17 protein-coding genes and 1 pseudogene are annotated in these 14740 nt (G+C 68.6%); 12 read left to right on the forward strand and 6 right to left on the reverse strand.

The window, feature by feature from the left end:
- Positions 1 to 2 precede the first annotated feature (2 nt).
- On the forward strand, positions 3 to 1343 hold the full coding sequence (locus tag AC1RNC_RS13850; RefSeq protein WP_492886977.1) for a sensor histidine kinase: 1341 nt from the start codon (positions 3 to 5) through the stop codon (positions 1341 to 1343).
- A gap of 111 nt (positions 1344 to 1454) precedes the next feature.
- Here the strand turns inward: AC1RNC_RS13850 and AC1RNC_RS13855 are convergent, their stop codons facing one another.
- From AC1RNC_RS13855 to AC1RNC_RS13875, 5 genes and pseudogenes are all read right to left on the reverse strand, one after another.
- Positions 1455 to 2012 (reverse strand): TetR family transcriptional regulator, encoded by a 558-nt coding sequence (locus tag AC1RNC_RS13855; RefSeq protein WP_492886978.1) that lies wholly within the window; start codon positions 2010 to 2012, stop codon positions 1455 to 1457.
- A 40-nt stretch (positions 2013 to 2052) separates the two neighbouring features.
- The gene (gene proC, locus AC1RNC_RS13860; protein WP_492886979.1) at positions 2053 to 2835 is read right to left on the reverse strand and encodes a pyrroline-5-carboxylate reductase; all 783 of its coding nucleotides are present in this window, start codon (positions 2833 to 2835) and stop codon (positions 2053 to 2055) included.
- Positions 2836 to 2853: 18 nt separating this feature from the next.
- A pseudogene (locus AC1RNC_RS13865) lies at positions 2854 to 2960 on the reverse strand (hypothetical protein); the annotation flags it as partial.
- A 27-nt stretch (positions 2961 to 2987) separates the two neighbouring features.
- Positions 2988 to 3494 (reverse strand): type III secretion system chaperone family protein, encoded by a 507-nt coding sequence (locus AC1RNC_RS13870; RefSeq protein ID WP_125156682.1) that lies wholly within the window; start codon positions 3492 to 3494, stop codon positions 2988 to 2990.
- Positions 3495 to 3626: 132 nt separating this feature from the next.
- Entirely contained in the window at positions 3627 to 3896 is a 270-nt protein-coding gene (locus AC1RNC_RS13875; protein WP_125156683.1) for an accessory factor UbiK family protein, read from the reverse strand.
- 113 nt (positions 3897 to 4009) lie between these two features.
- Here AC1RNC_RS13875 and lgt point away from each other — a divergent pair, with 113 nt between their 5' ends.
- From lgt to AC1RNC_RS13915, 8 genes are all read left to right on the forward strand, one after another.
- Positions 4010 to 4924 (forward strand): prolipoprotein diacylglyceryl transferase, encoded by a 915-nt coding sequence (gene lgt, locus AC1RNC_RS13880; protein ID WP_492886980.1) that lies wholly within the window; start codon positions 4010 to 4012, stop codon positions 4922 to 4924.
- Positions 4911 to 5987: a class I SAM-dependent methyltransferase gene (locus tag AC1RNC_RS13885; RefSeq protein ID WP_492886981.1), complete on the forward strand. Its 1077-nt coding sequence runs from the start codon at positions 4911 to 4913 to the stop codon at positions 5985 to 5987. Before lgt ends, AC1RNC_RS13885 begins: the two co-directional genes overlap by 14 nt.
- Entirely contained in the window at positions 5984 to 6772 is a 789-nt protein-coding gene (pgeF, locus tag AC1RNC_RS13890; protein WP_492886982.1) for a peptidoglycan editing factor PgeF, read from the forward strand. Before AC1RNC_RS13885 ends, pgeF begins: the two co-directional genes overlap by 4 nt.
- A gap of 127 nt (positions 6773 to 6899) precedes the next feature.
- Positions 6900 to 7838, forward strand: coding sequence for a ribose-phosphate pyrophosphokinase (locus AC1RNC_RS13895; RefSeq protein WP_492886983.1), 939 nt, complete (start codon positions 6900 to 6902; stop codon positions 7836 to 7838).
- A 139-nt stretch (positions 7839 to 7977) separates the two neighbouring features.
- On the forward strand, positions 7978 to 9033 hold the full coding sequence (locus AC1RNC_RS13900) for a hypothetical protein (protein ID WP_492836760.1): 1056 nt from the start codon (positions 7978 to 7980) through the stop codon (positions 9031 to 9033).
- Positions 9034 to 9190: 157 nt separating this feature from the next.
- Complete coding sequence (locus tag AC1RNC_RS13905; RefSeq protein WP_492886984.1) at positions 9191 to 9790, forward strand: 50S ribosomal protein L25/general stress protein Ctc; 600 nt, start codon at positions 9191 to 9193, stop codon at positions 9788 to 9790.
- Positions 9791 to 9878: 88 nt separating this feature from the next.
- Positions 9879 to 10496, forward strand: coding sequence for an aminoacyl-tRNA hydrolase (pth, locus tag AC1RNC_RS13910; protein ID WP_492886985.1), 618 nt, complete (start codon positions 9879 to 9881; stop codon positions 10494 to 10496).
- A 2-nt stretch (positions 10497 to 10498) separates the two neighbouring features.
- Positions 10499 to 11248: a tetratricopeptide repeat protein gene (locus AC1RNC_RS13915; RefSeq protein WP_492886986.1), complete on the forward strand. Its 750-nt coding sequence runs from the start codon at positions 10499 to 10501 to the stop codon at positions 11246 to 11248.
- Here the strand turns inward: AC1RNC_RS13915 and AC1RNC_RS13920 are convergent.
- Positions 11245 to 12090: a pirin family protein gene (locus AC1RNC_RS13920; protein ID WP_492886987.1), complete on the reverse strand. Its 846-nt coding sequence runs from the start codon at positions 12088 to 12090 to the stop codon at positions 11245 to 11247. The genes AC1RNC_RS13915 and AC1RNC_RS13920 overlap by 4 nt on opposite strands.
- A 119-nt stretch (positions 12091 to 12209) precedes the next feature.
- Here AC1RNC_RS13920 and ychF point away from each other — a divergent pair, with 119 nt between their 5' ends.
- From ychF to AC1RNC_RS13935, 3 genes are all read left to right on the forward strand, one after another.
- A complete protein-coding gene (ychF, locus tag AC1RNC_RS13925; RefSeq protein WP_492886988.1) occupies positions 12210 to 13310 on the forward strand; it encodes a redox-regulated ATPase YchF in 1101 nt (366 codons plus the stop codon).
- Between the two features lie 66 nt (positions 13311 to 13376).
- On the forward strand, positions 13377 to 14057 hold the full coding sequence (locus AC1RNC_RS13930; RefSeq protein ID WP_492886989.1) for a dienelactone hydrolase family protein: 681 nt from the start codon (positions 13377 to 13379) through the stop codon (positions 14055 to 14057).
- A complete protein-coding gene (locus AC1RNC_RS13935; protein ID WP_492886990.1) occupies positions 14057 to 14737 on the forward strand; it encodes a dienelactone hydrolase family protein in 681 nt (226 codons plus the stop codon). Before AC1RNC_RS13930 ends, AC1RNC_RS13935 begins: the two co-directional genes overlap by 1 nt.
- The last annotated feature ends 3 nt before the right edge of the window (positions 14738 to 14740 follow it).

A 14740-nucleotide genomic window follows, 5' to 3' on the forward strand; every position in this document is an offset into this window, starting at 1 on the left:
TGATGCGCCTGCGCACCAAGCTGTACGTCCCGCTCTTCATCAAGCGCTGGCTGCCGACGAGCCTGTTCGGGCGCAGCTTGCTGATCATCATCCTGCCGGTGGCGGTGATGCAGATCGCCGTGACCTGGGCCTTCTTCGACGCCCACTGGCAGTCGGTGACCAGCAAGCTGTCCGAGGGCCTGGCCGGCGACATCGCCTGGGCCGTGCAGTCCTACGAGGACGATCCCAGCCCCGCCGCCGTCGAAAAGCTGGCCAAGCGGGCCGAGGACTCGATGTCGCTGTCGATCGCCTTCCAGAAGGGCCGCAAACTGCCGACCGGACACCGGCCCTCGCTGTTCGCCGCCCTGGATCGTTCGCTGGACAAGGCGCTGGACGACCGGCTCGACAACCCGTTCTGGTTCGATACCACCCGCTACACGGCCTATATCGACATCCGCGTGCAGGTGAAGGACGGGGTCCTGCAGATCTACGCGCTGCGCGACCGCGCCTACGCCACCCAGGGGCACATCTTCATCCTGTGGATGGTGGTGGCGACCATGCTGCTGACGGCGGTGGCCATCCTGTTCATCCGCAACCAGGTGCGGGCCATCGAGCGCCTGGCCGACGCCGCCGACGCCTTCGGCCGGGGCGAGGACCATGACTTCAAGCCGCATGGCGCGCGCGAGGTGCGCCAGGCGGCCATGGCCTTCATGGCCATGCGGGCGCGCATCATCCGCCACATCGAGCAACGCACCGCCCTCTTGGCCAGCGTCAGCCATGACCTGCGCACGCCGCTGACCCGGCTGAAGCTGGAAATGGCCATGTCCGAGCCCAGCGAACAGCTGGAGGCCATGAAGGGCGACCTCTCCGAGATGGAGCACATGATCGACGAGTACCTGGCCTTCGCCCGCGGCGAGGGCGGGGAGGCGGTTCAGGAAGTAAGCCTGTCGGAGCTGGTCGAGGGCGTGGTCGCCGACGCCGAGCGCGGCGGCGCGATGGTCGAGACCGAAATCACCCGCGACCTGGAGGCGCGGCTACGGCCCCTGGCCTTCCGCCGGGCGTTGGCGAACCTGATCGACAACGGCGTCGCCCATGCCGACCGGGTGAAGGTGACGGCCACGGCCCGCCTGACGGGCGGCGTCGAGGTGACGGTCGACGACGACGGGCCAGGGATCCCCGAGGACCGCTACGAGGAGGCCTTCAAGCCGTTCTCGCGCCTGGACGAGAGCCGGAACCAGAACGAAAAGGGCGTCGGCCTGGGCCTGGCCATCGCCCGCGACATGGCGCGCGGGCTGGGCGGAGATCTGGTGCTATCGCGGTCGATGATGGGAGGCTTGAGGGCCTCGATCCGGCTGCCGGGGTAAGGCGGTCCGAAACCTCTTCCTTCGACAAGCTCAGGATGAGGTTTCTACGGCCACGCGGCGAAAAGTAGTCCTCATCCTGAGCTTGTCGAAGGACGAGGACGGGCCCGCTGCCTAAAATCCCGCCCCGATCTTTGCCAGCCGATCGGCCATCTGCTTCAGGCGCTTGTCGAGCTCGGCCATGGTCCGGTTCAGCGCGCCCTCGTCGTCGCGCCAGACCTGGACCACCCGGGCCCAGACCGCGGTCATGGCGGCCAGGCGCGGGGCGGTGGCCTCGACGCCGGCGGCTTCCAGCACGGCGCGGGCGATACGCGGGAAGCGGGTCGCCGAGACGAGGACGCCCTCGGCCTTGGCTATGGCGATCAGGGCGGCGCGATGGGGCTCCATCGCTTCCAGCCGGGCCATGGCGGCGTCGAACAGGCGATCGTGGACGTCGGCGGTCTCGGCATAGTCGACGCCCAGCGCCGCGCGGTCGAAGCGGGCCGAGAGATGGGCCAGCACCGCGTGCTTGCTGTCGGCCAGCCCGTAGAGCTCGGCGAACGGGACGTCGGCCTTCACGGCGATGTCGCGCAGGGCGATGGCCGGCCACGGCCTGTCGGCGGCCAGGGCGAGGGCCGCGGCGGCGGCCCGGTCGAGGATGTCGTCGTCAGCGGAGATTGGGGCGTCGGTCATGGGAGTCACATGGCGGCGGAAAGCGACGGGAGCAAGACGGTTAGCCGCCAAGTTCCTTCGAGCGCGCCACGGCCGCGTCCAGCGCCTTCGGCAGCAGGTCGCCAAAGCCGCCCTCGCCCATCAGCACCGCCAGCGCCGCCGCCGTCGTGCCGCCCGGCGACGTCACCTGCTTGCGCAGCTCGGCCGGCTCCTCGCCGCTCTTCTCCATCAGGGCGGCGGCGCCGATGATCGTGGCCCGGGCCAGGCGGGCGCTATCCGCCGCGTCCAGGCCCTGGGCCGCGCCGGCGGCTTCGAGCGCCTCGATGAAGGCGTAGAGATAGGCCGGGGCCGAGCCCGACACGGCGGTGGCCGCGTGCATCAGGTCCTCGTTCGGCAGGTCGACCACGGTCGCGACCGGCGCGAACAGGGCATGAGCGGCGGCCCGGGCGTCGTCATCCTCGGCATGGATCGAGGCCGCTCCCCGGCCGATGGCGACGGCGGTGGTCGGCATCACCCGCGCCACGCGACGGCCGCCGAAGACTTCGGAGATGTCCGCCGCGCGGACACCGGCGGCGATCGAGACGATGACGGCGTCGGGGGCCAGGTGCGCAACCACGTCCTTGACCGCCTCGCGCCAGATCTGCGGCTTCACGGCCAGCAGCACGGTCTTGGCGGCGGACAGGGCTTCAAGCGGCGGATTGACCACCGCGCCGGCGAAGGCGGCGGCGGCGGCGTTCGGATCACGCACGATCAGGTCGGCGGCGGCGAAAGCGCCGGCCGCGCTCCAGCCTTCGATCAAGGCGCCGCCCATGCGGCCCGCGCCGAGGAGGAGAATGGGGGTCATGCTTCGCGTTCCACCTGTTGTGTCATCCCGGACGCGCTTGCGCGATCCGGGACCCAGGGGCCACGCGCGATGAGGTTGCCCCTGGGTCCCGGCTCTCCGCGCTTCGCGCTGCGGCCGGGATGACAACCCTGGGGGCTAGGCGCAAGCCTAAATCAGGCTTGGCCGACGGTCTCGAACATGCAGGCGGCCATGGCCTCGTCCGGGGTCTTGGCGCCCTGGAGCAGGAATTCGAAGGCCGGGAAGAAGCGATCGGCGGCTTCCACCGCCGCGTCGATCATCGAGGCGGCCTGGGCCATGGTCGGGCGCTCGCCCGCCGGCAGGGCCAGGGCGTGGCGGAACACCACCTCGCCGTCCTCGGTCCAGACCTCGAAGTGGCCCAGCCAGACGCGCTGGTTGATCAGGGCCAGCAGCTCGTAGGCGTTGGCGCGCTTGGACTTCGGCGCGCGCAGGTCCAGCGACAGGCACAGCTGCAGGCAGTCGGCTTCCGGACGCCAGGCGAACCACAGCTCGTAGTCCTTCCAGTCGCCCTTCAGCGCGAACGCCAGATCGCCGTCTTCCGTGCGGTCGAAGGTCAGGTTCTCGGCCGACAGCACGTGTTCGACCACCTCGAGGGGGTCGAGCGCCATCAGGACGTCGTCGTCTTCCGGTTGGGTGTCCATGAAAAACCTACGTCCCCGCCCGCGACGGCGAGGGTTGCCCCCGCCATGAATCGCTCACGCGCCAAGGGACACTAATCTGCTTCGTGACGTTCGTCTCAACTCGCTTCACGCCGTGAGCGAGCGCCGAATCGCCTATTCGCCTGAAGTCGCGGTTTTTCCAGAAGCGCTTTTAGCGGGCGCCTTCTTGGCCGCCTTCAGAGCCGCGACCTCTTCGCGCAGCGCCGCGACCTCGGCCTTCAGCGCCTCGAAATCGTCGCGACGGATCAGGTCGAATTCGGCCGCCAGACGATCGGCCTGGGCCCGCATGGCGGTCTTGGCCTCCTCGCCGGCCGTCTGGGCGATGCCCATGGCCGCCTGGGTCAGCTTGGCGAATTCGTCGAGGAAAGGGTTCTGGCTGTGCATCGCGGTTCCGAGTGGCCCAAAGAGTGGGCTGCGTCCTTATATGGGAAACGGGGGATGAAAGCGAAGCCCGAAGGCTATACGAGTGCGACCATGTGTCCCGCACGGAGCCGCACGTGATTTTCCCGAACATCGACCCGATCGTGCACATCGGTCCCTGGGCCCTGCAATGGGGTCCGCTGGCCTTGCGCTGGTACGCCCTTGCCTATGTGGCGGGCATCCTGCTGGGCTGGCGCTTCGCCGTCCGGATGACCCGGACCGAGCGCCTGTGGGGCGGCCGCGCGCCGACCGCCACGCCGCTGCAGATCGACGACCTGGTGCTGTGGATCACCCTGGGCATCATCCTGGGCGGCCGGCTGGGCTACATCCTGTTCTACATGCTGATGAACGAGGACCAGCGAATCTGGCTGTTCGCGCACCCGCTGGACCTGTTCAAGATCTGGGAGGGCGGCATGTCCTTCCACGGCGGCTTCCTGGGCGTCTGCGCGGCGATCGCCCTGTTCGCCCGCCAGCAGAAGATCGACATGCTGAAGCTGGGCGACCTGATCGCGCCGGTGGCCCCGATCGGCCTGTTCTTCGGCCGCATCGCCAACTTCATCAACGGCGAGCTGTGGGGCCGCCCCACCGACGGGCCGTTCGGCATCATCTTCTGCAACGAGACGATCAAGGCCGCCCACCCACAGCACATTTGCCCGGCCGGCTCATACCCGCGCCATCCCAGCCAGCTCTACGAGGCGGGGCTGGAGGGCTTGCTGCTGTTCCTCATTCTGGTCTTCGCCGTCTATCGCCTGAAGTGGCTGCAGCGGCGCGGGGCGATCGTGGCGACCTTCCTGATCGCCTACGGCCTGTTCCGCCTGTCGCTGGAAAATGTGCGCAATCCCGACGTCGGCATGCCCGACTTCCCGTTCGGCCTGACCATGGGGATGATGCTGTCGACCCCGATGATCCTGGTTGGCGGCTGGCTGTTGTGGAAGGCGCTGCGCGAGCCTGTTCAAGTCGGTCCAGGCGAAGGCGGGCATGAGCCTGCTTGATCGCCTGAAGGCGCAGATCGCCCAGGACGGGCCGATCGGCGTCCCGGAGTTCTTCACCCGCTGCCTGCACGACCCGCGCGACGGCTACTACGCGATGCGCCCTGATCTGGGCGCGGGCGGCGACTTCATCACCGCGCCGCTGGTCAGCCAGATGTTCGGCGAGCTGATCGGCCTGTGGGTGCTGGAGACCTGGACCCGCATGGGCCGGCCCGCGCCGTTCCGCCTGGTCGAGATGGGCCCGGGCGACGGCACGCTGATGAGCGACCTGCTGCGGGCGGCGCGGCTGGATCCGGACTTCCTGGCGGCGACCGAGGTCTGGCTGGTCGAGGTGTCGGGGCCGCTGCGCGCCAAGCAGGCCGCCAAGCTGGGCGAAGGCCCGCGCTGGGTCGGTCGCCTGGACGAGGTCCCGGCTGGCGCGCCGATGATCCTGGTGGCCAACGAGCTGCTGGACTGCCTGCCCGCTCGCCAGTTCGTCCGGACTGGTGAAGGCTGGGCCGAGCGGGTGATCGGGTTGGGCGAGGACGGTCAACTGGCGTTCGGGCTGCGCGGCCTCGGGAAGTCGCCTGACGCCGCGCCGCTTCACCTGCCCGAAGCCGGCGAAGGGAGCGTCTGGGAATCTTCCCCCGCCCAGGCCGCCCTGGCCTCGGACATCGCCCACCGCCTCGCTGCCGACGGCGGCGCGGCGCTGCTGATCGACTATGGCCGCGACGCGCCGGAGGCCGGCGACACTCTGCAGGCCATCCGCAACCACCAGAAGGTCGACCCGCTGACCACCGCGGGCCTGGCCGACCTCACCGTCTGGGCCGACTTCCCGTCGGTCGTCGCCGCCGCGCGGGAAACCGGCGCCAAGGCCGGGCCGATCCTGACCCAGGCGCAGTTCCTGCTGGCCCTGGGCATCGAGGCCCGGGCCCAGACCTTGGCCGTCGCCCGCCCCGATCACGCCGATCGGATCGCGAGACAGCTTGATCGTCTGGTCGGCAAGGCGCAGATGGGCGCTCTGTTCAAGGTTGCGTGCCTGACCGCGCCCGACCTTTCGCCCCCCCTCTTCGAGGACGCGACATGACCAAGAAGCCTGACCTGCCCACCGTCCAGTCGCCTCTCCTGGCCAGTCTGCCCGGCATCAAGCACGCTTTCTTCACGCGCCAGGGCGGGGTCTCGAAGGGAATCTACGACAGCCTGAACGTGGGGCGCGGCAGCAAGGACGAGCCGGCCGACGTCGAGGAGAACCGCGCCCGCATCGCGCGCTGGTTCGGCGGCGCCCCCGAGGATCTGAACGTCTGCTACCAGATCCACTCGACCATCGCGATCACGGCCGACGGCTCCTGGGGCGATGCGCGGCCGGAAGGCGACGCGGTGGTTTCAAAGACCCCGGGCGTCATCTGCGGCGCCATGGCGGCCGACTGCGCGCCGGTGCTGCTGGCCGATCCCGAGGCCCGCATCGTGGCCGCCGCCCACGCCGGCTGGCGTGGAGCGCTGGACGGCGTCGTCCAGGCCGCCGTCGACCGCATGGTTGAGCTGGGCGCCCGGCCCGAGCGTATCACCGGCGTCGTCGGCCCCTGCATCGGCCCCAAGTCCTACGAGGTGGGGCTGGAGTTCCTGCACCGGTTCGAGGCCGATTGCCCCGGCTCGGGCCGGTTCTTCAAGCCAGGCGCCGCCGAGGACAAGCGCTTCTTCGACCTGCCGGCGTTCGTGCTGGACCGCCTGGAGACCGCCGGCGTCGAGCGCCGCGAATGGGTCGGCCGCGACACCCGGGCCGAGGAGGAATGGTTCTTCTCCAACCGCCGCGCCTTCCTGAATGGCGAGGGCGACTACGGCCGTCTGCTGTCGGCGATCAGCCTGGAAGCGTGAGGCTTCCGGAACACGCGGGCGATGCTCCGGGTACGGAAGCGAAAAAGTTCCGCCGTTAACACTTGTGCCTGGGGCGATCGCTGCTAGAAGGCCCCGCATCGGCCGCCCCCCACCCCGAGATATCTCCATGAAGCTGCTGTCCGGCAACTCCAACCGCCCGCTGTCCCAGGCGATCGCGGAATATCTCGATATGCCGCTGACGCGCGCCCAGGTGCGCCGGTTCGCCGACCTCGAGGTGTTCGTCACCATCGATGAGAACGTGCGGGGCGAGGACGTCTTCGTCATCCAGTCGACCAGCTATCCGGCCAACGACAACCTGATGGAGCTGTTGATCTGCATCGACGCCCTGAAGCGCGCGTCGGGCAAGCGGATCACCGCCGTGCTGCCCTATTTCGGCTACGCCCGCCAGGACCGTAAGACCGGCGGCCGCACGCCGATCTCGGCCAAGCTGGTCGCCAACCTGATCACCCGCTCGGGCGCCGACCGCGTCCTGACGATGGATCTGCACGCCGGCCAGATCCAGGGCTTCTTCGACATCCCGACCGACAACCTGCTGCCCTCGCGTCTGATGGCCGAAGACATCCGCCGCCACTATCCGATGGGTCCCGACCTGATGGTCGTCTCGCCGGATGTCGGCGGCGTGGTGCGCGCCCGCGCCCTGGCCAAGCGCCTGGAAGACGCCGACCTCGCCATCGTCGACAAGCGCCGCTCGGGCCCGGGCCAGTCGGAAGTCATGAACATCATCGGCGACGTCAAGGACCGCCGCTGCATCCTGTTCGACGACATCGCCGATTCGGCCGGGACGCTGTGCAACGCCGCCCAGGCCTTGATCAGCCACGGCGCCAAGTCGGTCAGCGCCTACATCACCCACGGCGTCCTGTCGGGCGCGGCGGTGGACCGCGTCGCCAATTCGGCGCTGACCGAGCTGGTCGTCACCGACTCGATCGAGGCCTCCGACCCGGCCAAGGCCTGCCCCAAGATCCGCTACGTCTCGTGCGCGCCGTTGATCGGCGAGGCCATCCGCCGCATCGCCAACGAAGAGTCGGTGTCGAAGCTGTTCGACTAAGCCTGTCGGGCGAGGACCGAGCGCGAACTCGCCTCGCGCACGGCCACGCTTGTAAAAGTCTGGTTAACGAGGCGAAGTCACAATCTCGCCGACCCGGGCTGCTATGCGCGCCCCAAGACTTGATGGGGATGTTCAGAAAATGCGTTCTTTTTCGCGTACGCGCGTCGTCCTGACGACGACCGTCGTGGCGCTGGCCGCCCTGGTGGCGGCCTGTAGCTCGCCGCCGCCGCCGCCGCCGCCACTCGTGCAGGCCCCGCCCCCGCCGCCGCCGATCACGCTGTCAGCCAGCATCGTCGAGCGGGCCAGCGCCTTCCGCGGCTATATGGCCCGCGCCGGCGCGGTGTCTCCGACCTTCCAGAACGGCGAGCAGATCCAGGCGTCGCTGAAGATCGGCGCGGCCTATGAGGCCAAGTCGTTCATGAACGGCGCGGTGGCCTACGCCGCCGTCCTGGCCCTGCAGGACCCCACCTTCGTCGCCTCGGTGCGCGAGGTCGCGGCCAATCCGACCCAGCGCCAGGAGATGATCAACAACATCTTCTCCAACCCCTCGTACGCGGCCGTGTTCAAGGGCGCCGACAGCGCCGCCGGCCTGATCATCGATACCGTCGGCCGCGACGGCCTGAAGGTCTACATGGCCGGCAAGGCCGTGAAGCAGGCCGCCTATGACGTGCAGAGGTCGACCTGGTCGAAGAGCTCGGTCGTCGATCGCGACGGTCGCCTGGCCTCGGCCAAGTCGCTGTCGGCGATTCCGGCCCTGGCCGAAAGCGCCGACGTGGCCGTGCTGCAGCAGGCCTCGACCGGCGGCCAGTCGCTGGGCCTGACCCCGCGCGCGGCCCCCGCCCCCTACCAGCCCGTGGTCATCCGCGGCCTGGCTGTCGCGGCCCTGGCCGCCCTCGGCGCGGCCGGCGACAACAACCTGGCCTCGATCGACGCGCTGAGCGGCGACTGGGCGACGGCCAACTGCCTGAACATGGCCAAGCTGAACCTCTACCAGTGCCTGGCCGTGTCCAAGCCGCACTACGAGGACATCTTCTGCCTGGGTCAGCACATCCTGATCGACACCGGCGCGTGCGTGGTCAAGGCCTCGGGCGCGACCCTGCCGCCGGAACCGCCCCCGCCGCCGAAGGCCGAGCCGGTCAAGAAGGCCGTGGCCAAGAAGGCTCCGGCCAAGAAGTCGGCCACCAAGAAGAGCTGATCTTCTCCCCGATTCCAGCCGAAAGGGCCGGGCGTTGCGTCGCCCGGCCCTTTTGTGTATGTAGCGCGACCCCAAAACGATGCTGGCGAGCGTGGCGATACAGCCATAGGCGCCGGGTCACAAAAGAGAGCATCCGGCTCTCTAGAAAGACACGACAATGTCCGAGATCATTCTGAACGTTGAAGTCCGTGAAGGCGCCGGCACCGGCGCGGCCCGCGCCGTCCGTCGCGAAGGCAAGATCCCGGGCACCCTGTACGGCGGCGGCAAGGCCCCGGTGAACATCGCCGTGCGCGCCAACGAGTTCCGCAAGTCGCTCTACACCGGCAAGCTGCTGGGCCACCTGGTCACGCTGCAACACGGTGAAGACAAGCAATCGGTCATCGCCAAGGCCGTGCAATTCCACCCGGTCACCGACGAGCCGGTCCACTTCGACCTGTACCGCGTCGACGAGCACCAGCTGATCAAGATCGAAGTGCCGGTTCACTTCAAGAACCACGAAACCTCGGTCGGCCTGAAGAAGGGCGGCTCGCTGGAAGTGATCCGTCACACCGTCGAACTGGCCTGCCCGGCCGACAAGATCCCGGAAGAACTGGTCATCGACCTGACCAACCACGACATCGGCGACACCATCCGCATCTCGGAAGTGAAGCTGCCGGAAGGCGTGAAGCCGGCCATGGACCGCGACTTCGTGATCGCGACCCTGAAGGCCTCGTCGGCCGCCCAGTCGGACGCCGGCGACACCACGGCCGAGGCCTAATCCGCTCGGTCATCCGACCGAACTGTTTTACGGAACGGGCGGGCCTTCGGGTCCGCCTGTTTTCGTTTGAAGTCTTGAGATCCAAGCGATGCTGATCCTCGCCGGCCTGGGCAATCCCGAGCCCAAGTACGAGAAGAACCGCCACAACGTCGGCTTCATGGCCGTCGACGCCCTCGCCCGAAAGTGGGGGACGGCCCCGTGGCGCGCGCGCTTTCAGGGCCTGGCCTGCGAGGGGCAGGTCGGCACGCCCGACGGCCCGGTCAAGCTGCTGCTGCTCAAGCCCAAGACCTACTACAATGAGAGCGGTCGCGCCGTGGGCGAGGCCATGAAGTTCTTCAAGCTTGCGCCGTCCGACGTCATCGTCTTCCACGACGAGATCGACATGGCCCCTGGCCGCTTCCGGATGAAGGCCGGCGGCGGGGCGGCGGGCAACAACGGCATCCGCTCGGTGACCAGCCAGGTCGGCGACGCCTTCCGCCGGGGTCGCATCGGCGTGGGCCATCCCGGCCACAAGGACGCGGTCATGCACTATGTGCTGGGCGACTTCCACAAGGTCGAGCACCAGTGGCTGGACCCGATGCTGGACGCCATCGCCGACGCCCTGCCCTTCGCCGCCGCGGGCGACGACGAGCGCTACCAGGCCGAGGTCATGCGCCTGGCGCCCGCGCCCAAGGCCGATCCGCGCAAGCCCGCCAAGGACGACTGACGATGTTCTCGCTTCCCCTGCCGTTGATCGGCCTGTCGCTCCTGATCGCCATCGCCCTGTGCGTCCACGTGGTCCGCACCGGCCAGCAGATGTACTGGCTGTGGATCATCCTGGCGTTCCAGCCGATCGGCGGGCTCGTCTACTTCGTCGCCATCATCGCGCCCGCCTGGTTCGGCGGCCGCACCGCCCAGAAGATGGGCCAGGCGGCGCGCAAGGCCATTGATCCGCAGCGCGAGTACCGCGAGGCCGCCCGCGCCGTCGATGACGCCCCTACGGTCGCCAACCGCGTCCGCCTGGCCGTCGCCGCCACGGAGCTGGGCAAGCACGCCGAGGCCGAAAAGCTCTATGCCGACAGCCTGACCGGCCTGTACGCCGACGATCCGCAACTGCTACTGGGCCGCGCCAACGCCCTGATCGAGCTGAGCCGTCCGGCCGAGGCCCTGCCGCTGCTGGAAAAGCTGGGCGAGACGCCCACGGGCGGCCGCACGGCCCATATCATGCTGGCGCTGGGCCGCGTCTACCACGCCCTGGGCCGGGAAGAGCAGGCCGAGACCGCGCTGCGCTGGGCCGCCGACAACTATCCGGGCTTCGAGGGCATCGCCCGCTACGCCGTCTTCCTGGCCCGCATGGGTCGCAAGGATGAGGCCCGGGCTCAACTGGCCGAGATCGACAAGCGCCTGTCCAAGACCCACGCCCACTTCCGCAAGGAGGCCAAGGCCTGGCGCGACTTCGCGGCGGCTGGGGTGGGTTAGAACCGCCCGCGCTGGAAGTCCTCGAACGCCTGCACGATCTCCTCGCGGGAGTTCATCACGAACGGGCCATGCCAGAAGACCGGCTCGTCGATCGGGCGGCCGGCCAGCAGCAGCACCCGCGCGTCGGTGACGGCCTCGACACGGACCGTGTCGCCACGACCCAGAAAGACGCCCGACAGCGCGTCGACCGTGTCGTGCGCGACGCGGACCTGGCCTTCGTAGACCGCCAGCATGGTGTTGCGGTCATCGCCCACCGGCTCCTCGAACACGGTCCCGGCCGGCAGAACCACGTCGAAATAGAGCGCATCCACCGCGCCGCCGCCGATCGGGCCGGCCGTGCCGGCGCCCCCATCTGGAGGAGAGGTCACGCCGGAGATCACCTTGACCGTGACGCCGCCGTCGCGGGCCTCGACCGGGATCGCATCGCTCTCGAACTCGCTATAGCCGGGCGCGCTCATCTTCAGCTTGGCCGGCAGGTTCACCCACAGCTGGAAGCCGCGCATCCGGCCCTCGGCCTGCTCGGGCATCTCGGAGTGAACGATGCCCTTGCCGGCCCGCATCCACTGGATCCCGCCCGGCCCGATCACGCCCTCGCGGCCGGTGTTGTCCTTATGGCGCATCCGGCCTTCCAGCATGTAGGTCACGGTCTCGAAGCCGCGATGCGGGTGGTCGGGAAAGCCGCCCATGTAGTCGGAGGCCTGGTCGTTGTCGAAGCAGTCCAGCATCAGGAACGGATCGAACATCTGGGCTTCCGGCGTGCCCAGCATCCGGGTCAGCCGCACGCCGTCGCCATCCGAGGCGGGCATGCCCTTCACGATCTTCAGGACGGGGCGAACGCTCATGGGAAGCTCCTTTGCGCCTTTGATATCTGATCTGGTTGCAGTTCATGCAAGAGGGGTCCGGTTCGCCTTTCCCGACCATCCGTGCTAATCGCCCGCCCAACGAAATCCACGAGAGTTCCATGGCCCTTAAAGTCGCCATCGTCGGCCTGCCCAACGTCGGCAAGTCCACCCTGTTCAACGCCCTGACCCAGACGGCGTCGGCCCAGGCCGCCAACTACCCGTTCTGCACGATCGAGCCCAACACCGGCGAAGTGGCCGTGCCCGAGCCGCGCCTGGACGCCCTGGCCAAGGTGTCCGGCTCCAAGGAAATCATTCCCGCCCGGATCACCTTCGTCGACATCGCCGGCCTGGTGCGCGGGGCAAGCAAGGGCGAAGGCCTGGGCAACCAGTTCCTGGCCAATATCCGCGACTGCGACGCCGTGGCCTTCGTGGCCCGTTGCTTCGAGGACGGCGACATCGTCCACGTCGAAGGCCGTATCGACCCGATCAGCGATCTCGAGATCATCGAGATGGAACTGATGCTGGCCGACCTGGAAAGCCTGGAAAAGCGCGTCCCCGCCCTGGAAAAGCGCGCCAAGGTCGGCGCCGACAAGGACAGCGCCAACACGCTGCGCCTGGCCAATATCGCCCTGGCCCTGCTGCGCGAAGGCCGCCCGGCCCGCGCCGCCAAGATCGACGCCGAGGACGAGAAGGCGTGGCACATGCTGCAGCTCTTGACCTCGCTGCCCGCCCTCTATGTCTGCAATGTCGACGAAGGCTCGGCCGACAAGGGCAACAAGTACAGCGACCTGGTCGCCGCCCGCGCCGCCAAGGACAACGCCAAGTCGGTGGTCATCTCGGCCCAGATCGAGAGCGAGATCGCCCTGCTGGACGCCGCCGAACGCGCCGAGTTCCTGGAGACCCTGGGCCTGGAAGAGCCGGGCCTGAACCGCCTGATCCGCGAGGCCTACACCCTGCTGAACCTGCAGACCTACTTCACGGTGGGTCCCAAGGAAGCCCGCGCCTGGACCATCCACGTCGGCGACACCGGCCCGCAGGCGGCCGGCGTCATCCACACCGACTTCGAGAAGGGCTACATCCGCGCCGAAACCATCGCCTTTGACGACTTCATCCGTCTGGGCGGCGAAAACGGCGCCAAGGAAGCCGGCAAGATGCGGGCCGAAGGCAAGGAGTACGTCGTCAAGGACGGCGACGTGATGCACTTCCGCTTCAACGTCTAAGCGCTCAGAACAAGCCAGCGGCCGGAGCGGAAACGCCCCGGCCGTTTCTCATTGGGGAGTACGCCTATGTCCGACACCGTCACCCTGACGTCCGCCGTCGACGGCTTCCAGTTCACAGCCCTGCACGCCCAGCCGAACGGCGCGCGGAAAGGCGGCGTGGTCGTGGTCCAGGAGATCTTCGGCCTCGACCAGTACGTTCAGGAGGACGTCGCGCGTTGGGCGGCCCTGGGCTTCGAGGTGCTGGCCCCGTCGATCTTCGATCGCGCCGAGCCCGGCTTCGTGGCGGAACATGATCCCAAGGGCTTCCAGACGGGCGTCAGCTATGTGCAGAAGGTCGGGATCGACGCCATGCTGTCGGACATCCAGGCCTGCATCGACGATCTGGCGGCGCGCGGCGCGGTGTTCGCGGTCGGCTACTGCCTGGGCGGCTCGCTGGTCTGGCTGGCGGCCGGCCGGCTGAAAGGCCTGGCGGCGTGCTCGGCCTATTACGGCAGCATGATCGCCGCCAATGCCGAGCTAGCGCTGAAGGCGCCGGTGATCGTGCACCTGGGCCGCAAGGACGCCCAAATCGCCGCCGACGAGGTCAAGGCCAAGGTCGAGGCCGCCCATCCCGACGTGCCGGTCCACATCTATGAGGCCAGCGGCCACGGCTTCAACAACGATGGCCGGCCCGACAGCGATCTCGCCGACGCGGAACTGGCCCGCGCGCGAACGCTGGCGCTGTTCGTCGCCAATGGAGCCGCGTGATGGGCCAGCGGATCCCTCTGGCCTGCAGGGAGGACGGCTCGCCGTTCACGGCCTACCACGCCTTACCCCAGGAAGCCCGGCGCGGCGGCGTCGTCATGCTGCACGCCATATGGGGCGTCACGCCGCATCTGCGCGCGCTGGCCGACACCCTGGCCGAGCAGGGCTATGAGGTTATCGTTCCCAGCCTGATGGACGCGGCCGACGCCGACTTTCCGGTCGAAGACCTGACGCCGACGATCCTCGACGCGCGGATGGCCATGGGCAAGGCGACCGGCTGGGGCGTCTCCACCCTGCCCCGTGTCCAGGCCTGCATCGACGCCCTGGACGGCCCGGTGTTCGCCATGGGCTTCTGCTATGGCGGCACGACGGCCTGGCTGGCGGCCTGCCGCTGCGACGGCTTGACGGCGGTCTCGGCTTTCTATGGCGGCGACATCGTCGCCTACCACGACGAGACGCCGAAGGTCCCGACCATCCTGCACTTCGGCAAGACCGACAACCTGATCCCGCTGGCCGATGTCGACACGATCCGCGGAGCACATCCGGACCTGCCGATCTATCTTTACGAGGCCGGGCACGCCTTCGTGGCTCCCAGCGGCCACCACCCCGACAGCGCCCGCCTGGCGATGCTGCGAACCTTGCAGCTGTTCCAGCGCTCGGGCGGCGGCAAGGGCGAGGCTTGAGCA

It is taken from the genome of Caulobacter sp. GW822-FHT01G02 (genome assembly GCF_058802865.1).

Bases quoted from the DNA above. Each gene is read 5' to 3' on its own strand.
- AC1RNC_RS13855 (WP_492886978.1), bottom strand. From the start codon at position 2,012: ATGACCGACGCCCCAATCTCCGCTGACGACGACATCCTCGACCGGGCC.
- AC1RNC_RS13930 (WP_492886989.1), top strand. From the start codon at position 13,377: ATGTCCGACACCGTCACCCTGACGTCCGCCGTCGACGGCTTCCAGTTC.
- AC1RNC_RS13875 (WP_125156683.1), bottom strand. From the start codon at position 3,896: ATGCACAGCCAGAACCCTTTCCTCGACGAATTCGCCAAGCTGACCCAG.
- AC1RNC_RS13915 (WP_492886986.1), top strand. From the start codon at position 10,499: ATGTTCTCGCTTCCCCTGCCGTTGATCGGCCTGTCGCTCCTGATCGCC.
- pth (WP_492886985.1), top strand. From the start codon at position 9,879: ATGCTGATCCTCGCCGGCCTGGGCAATCCCGAGCCCAAGTACGAGAAG.
- pgeF (WP_492886982.1), top strand. From the start codon at position 5,984: ATGACCAAGAAGCCTGACCTGCCCACCGTCCAGTCGCCTCTCCTGGCC.
- AC1RNC_RS13920 (WP_492886987.1), bottom strand. From the start codon at position 12,090: ATGAGCGTTCGCCCCGTCCTGAAGATCGTGAAGGGCATGCCCGCCTCG.
- ychF (WP_492886988.1), top strand. From the start codon at position 12,210: ATGGCCCTTAAAGTCGCCATCGTCGGCCTGCCCAACGTCGGCAAGTCC.
- AC1RNC_RS13870 (WP_125156682.1), bottom strand. From the start codon at position 3,494: ATGGACACCCAACCGGAAGACGACGACGTCCTGATGGCGCTCGACCCC.
- AC1RNC_RS13850 (WP_492886977.1), top strand. From the start codon at position 3: ATGCGCCTGCGCACCAAGCTGTACGTCCCGCTCTTCATCAAGCGCTGG.
- proC (WP_492886979.1), bottom strand. From the start codon at position 2,835: ATGACCCCCATTCTCCTCCTCGGCGCGGGCCGCATGGGCGGCGCCTTG.
- AC1RNC_RS13895 (WP_492886983.1), top strand. From the start codon at position 6,900: ATGAAGCTGCTGTCCGGCAACTCCAACCGCCCGCTGTCCCAGGCGATC.
- AC1RNC_RS13900 (WP_492836760.1), top strand. From the start codon at position 7,978: ATGCGTTCTTTTTCGCGTACGCGCGTCGTCCTGACGACGACCGTCGTG.
- AC1RNC_RS13885 (WP_492886981.1), top strand. From the start codon at position 4,911: ATGAGCCTGCTTGATCGCCTGAAGGCGCAGATCGCCCAGGACGGGCCG.
- AC1RNC_RS13935 (WP_492886990.1), top strand. From the start codon at position 14,057: ATGGGCCAGCGGATCCCTCTGGCCTGCAGGGAGGACGGCTCGCCGTTC.
- AC1RNC_RS13905 (WP_492886984.1), top strand. From the start codon at position 9,191: ATGTCCGAGATCATTCTGAACGTTGAAGTCCGTGAAGGCGCCGGCACC.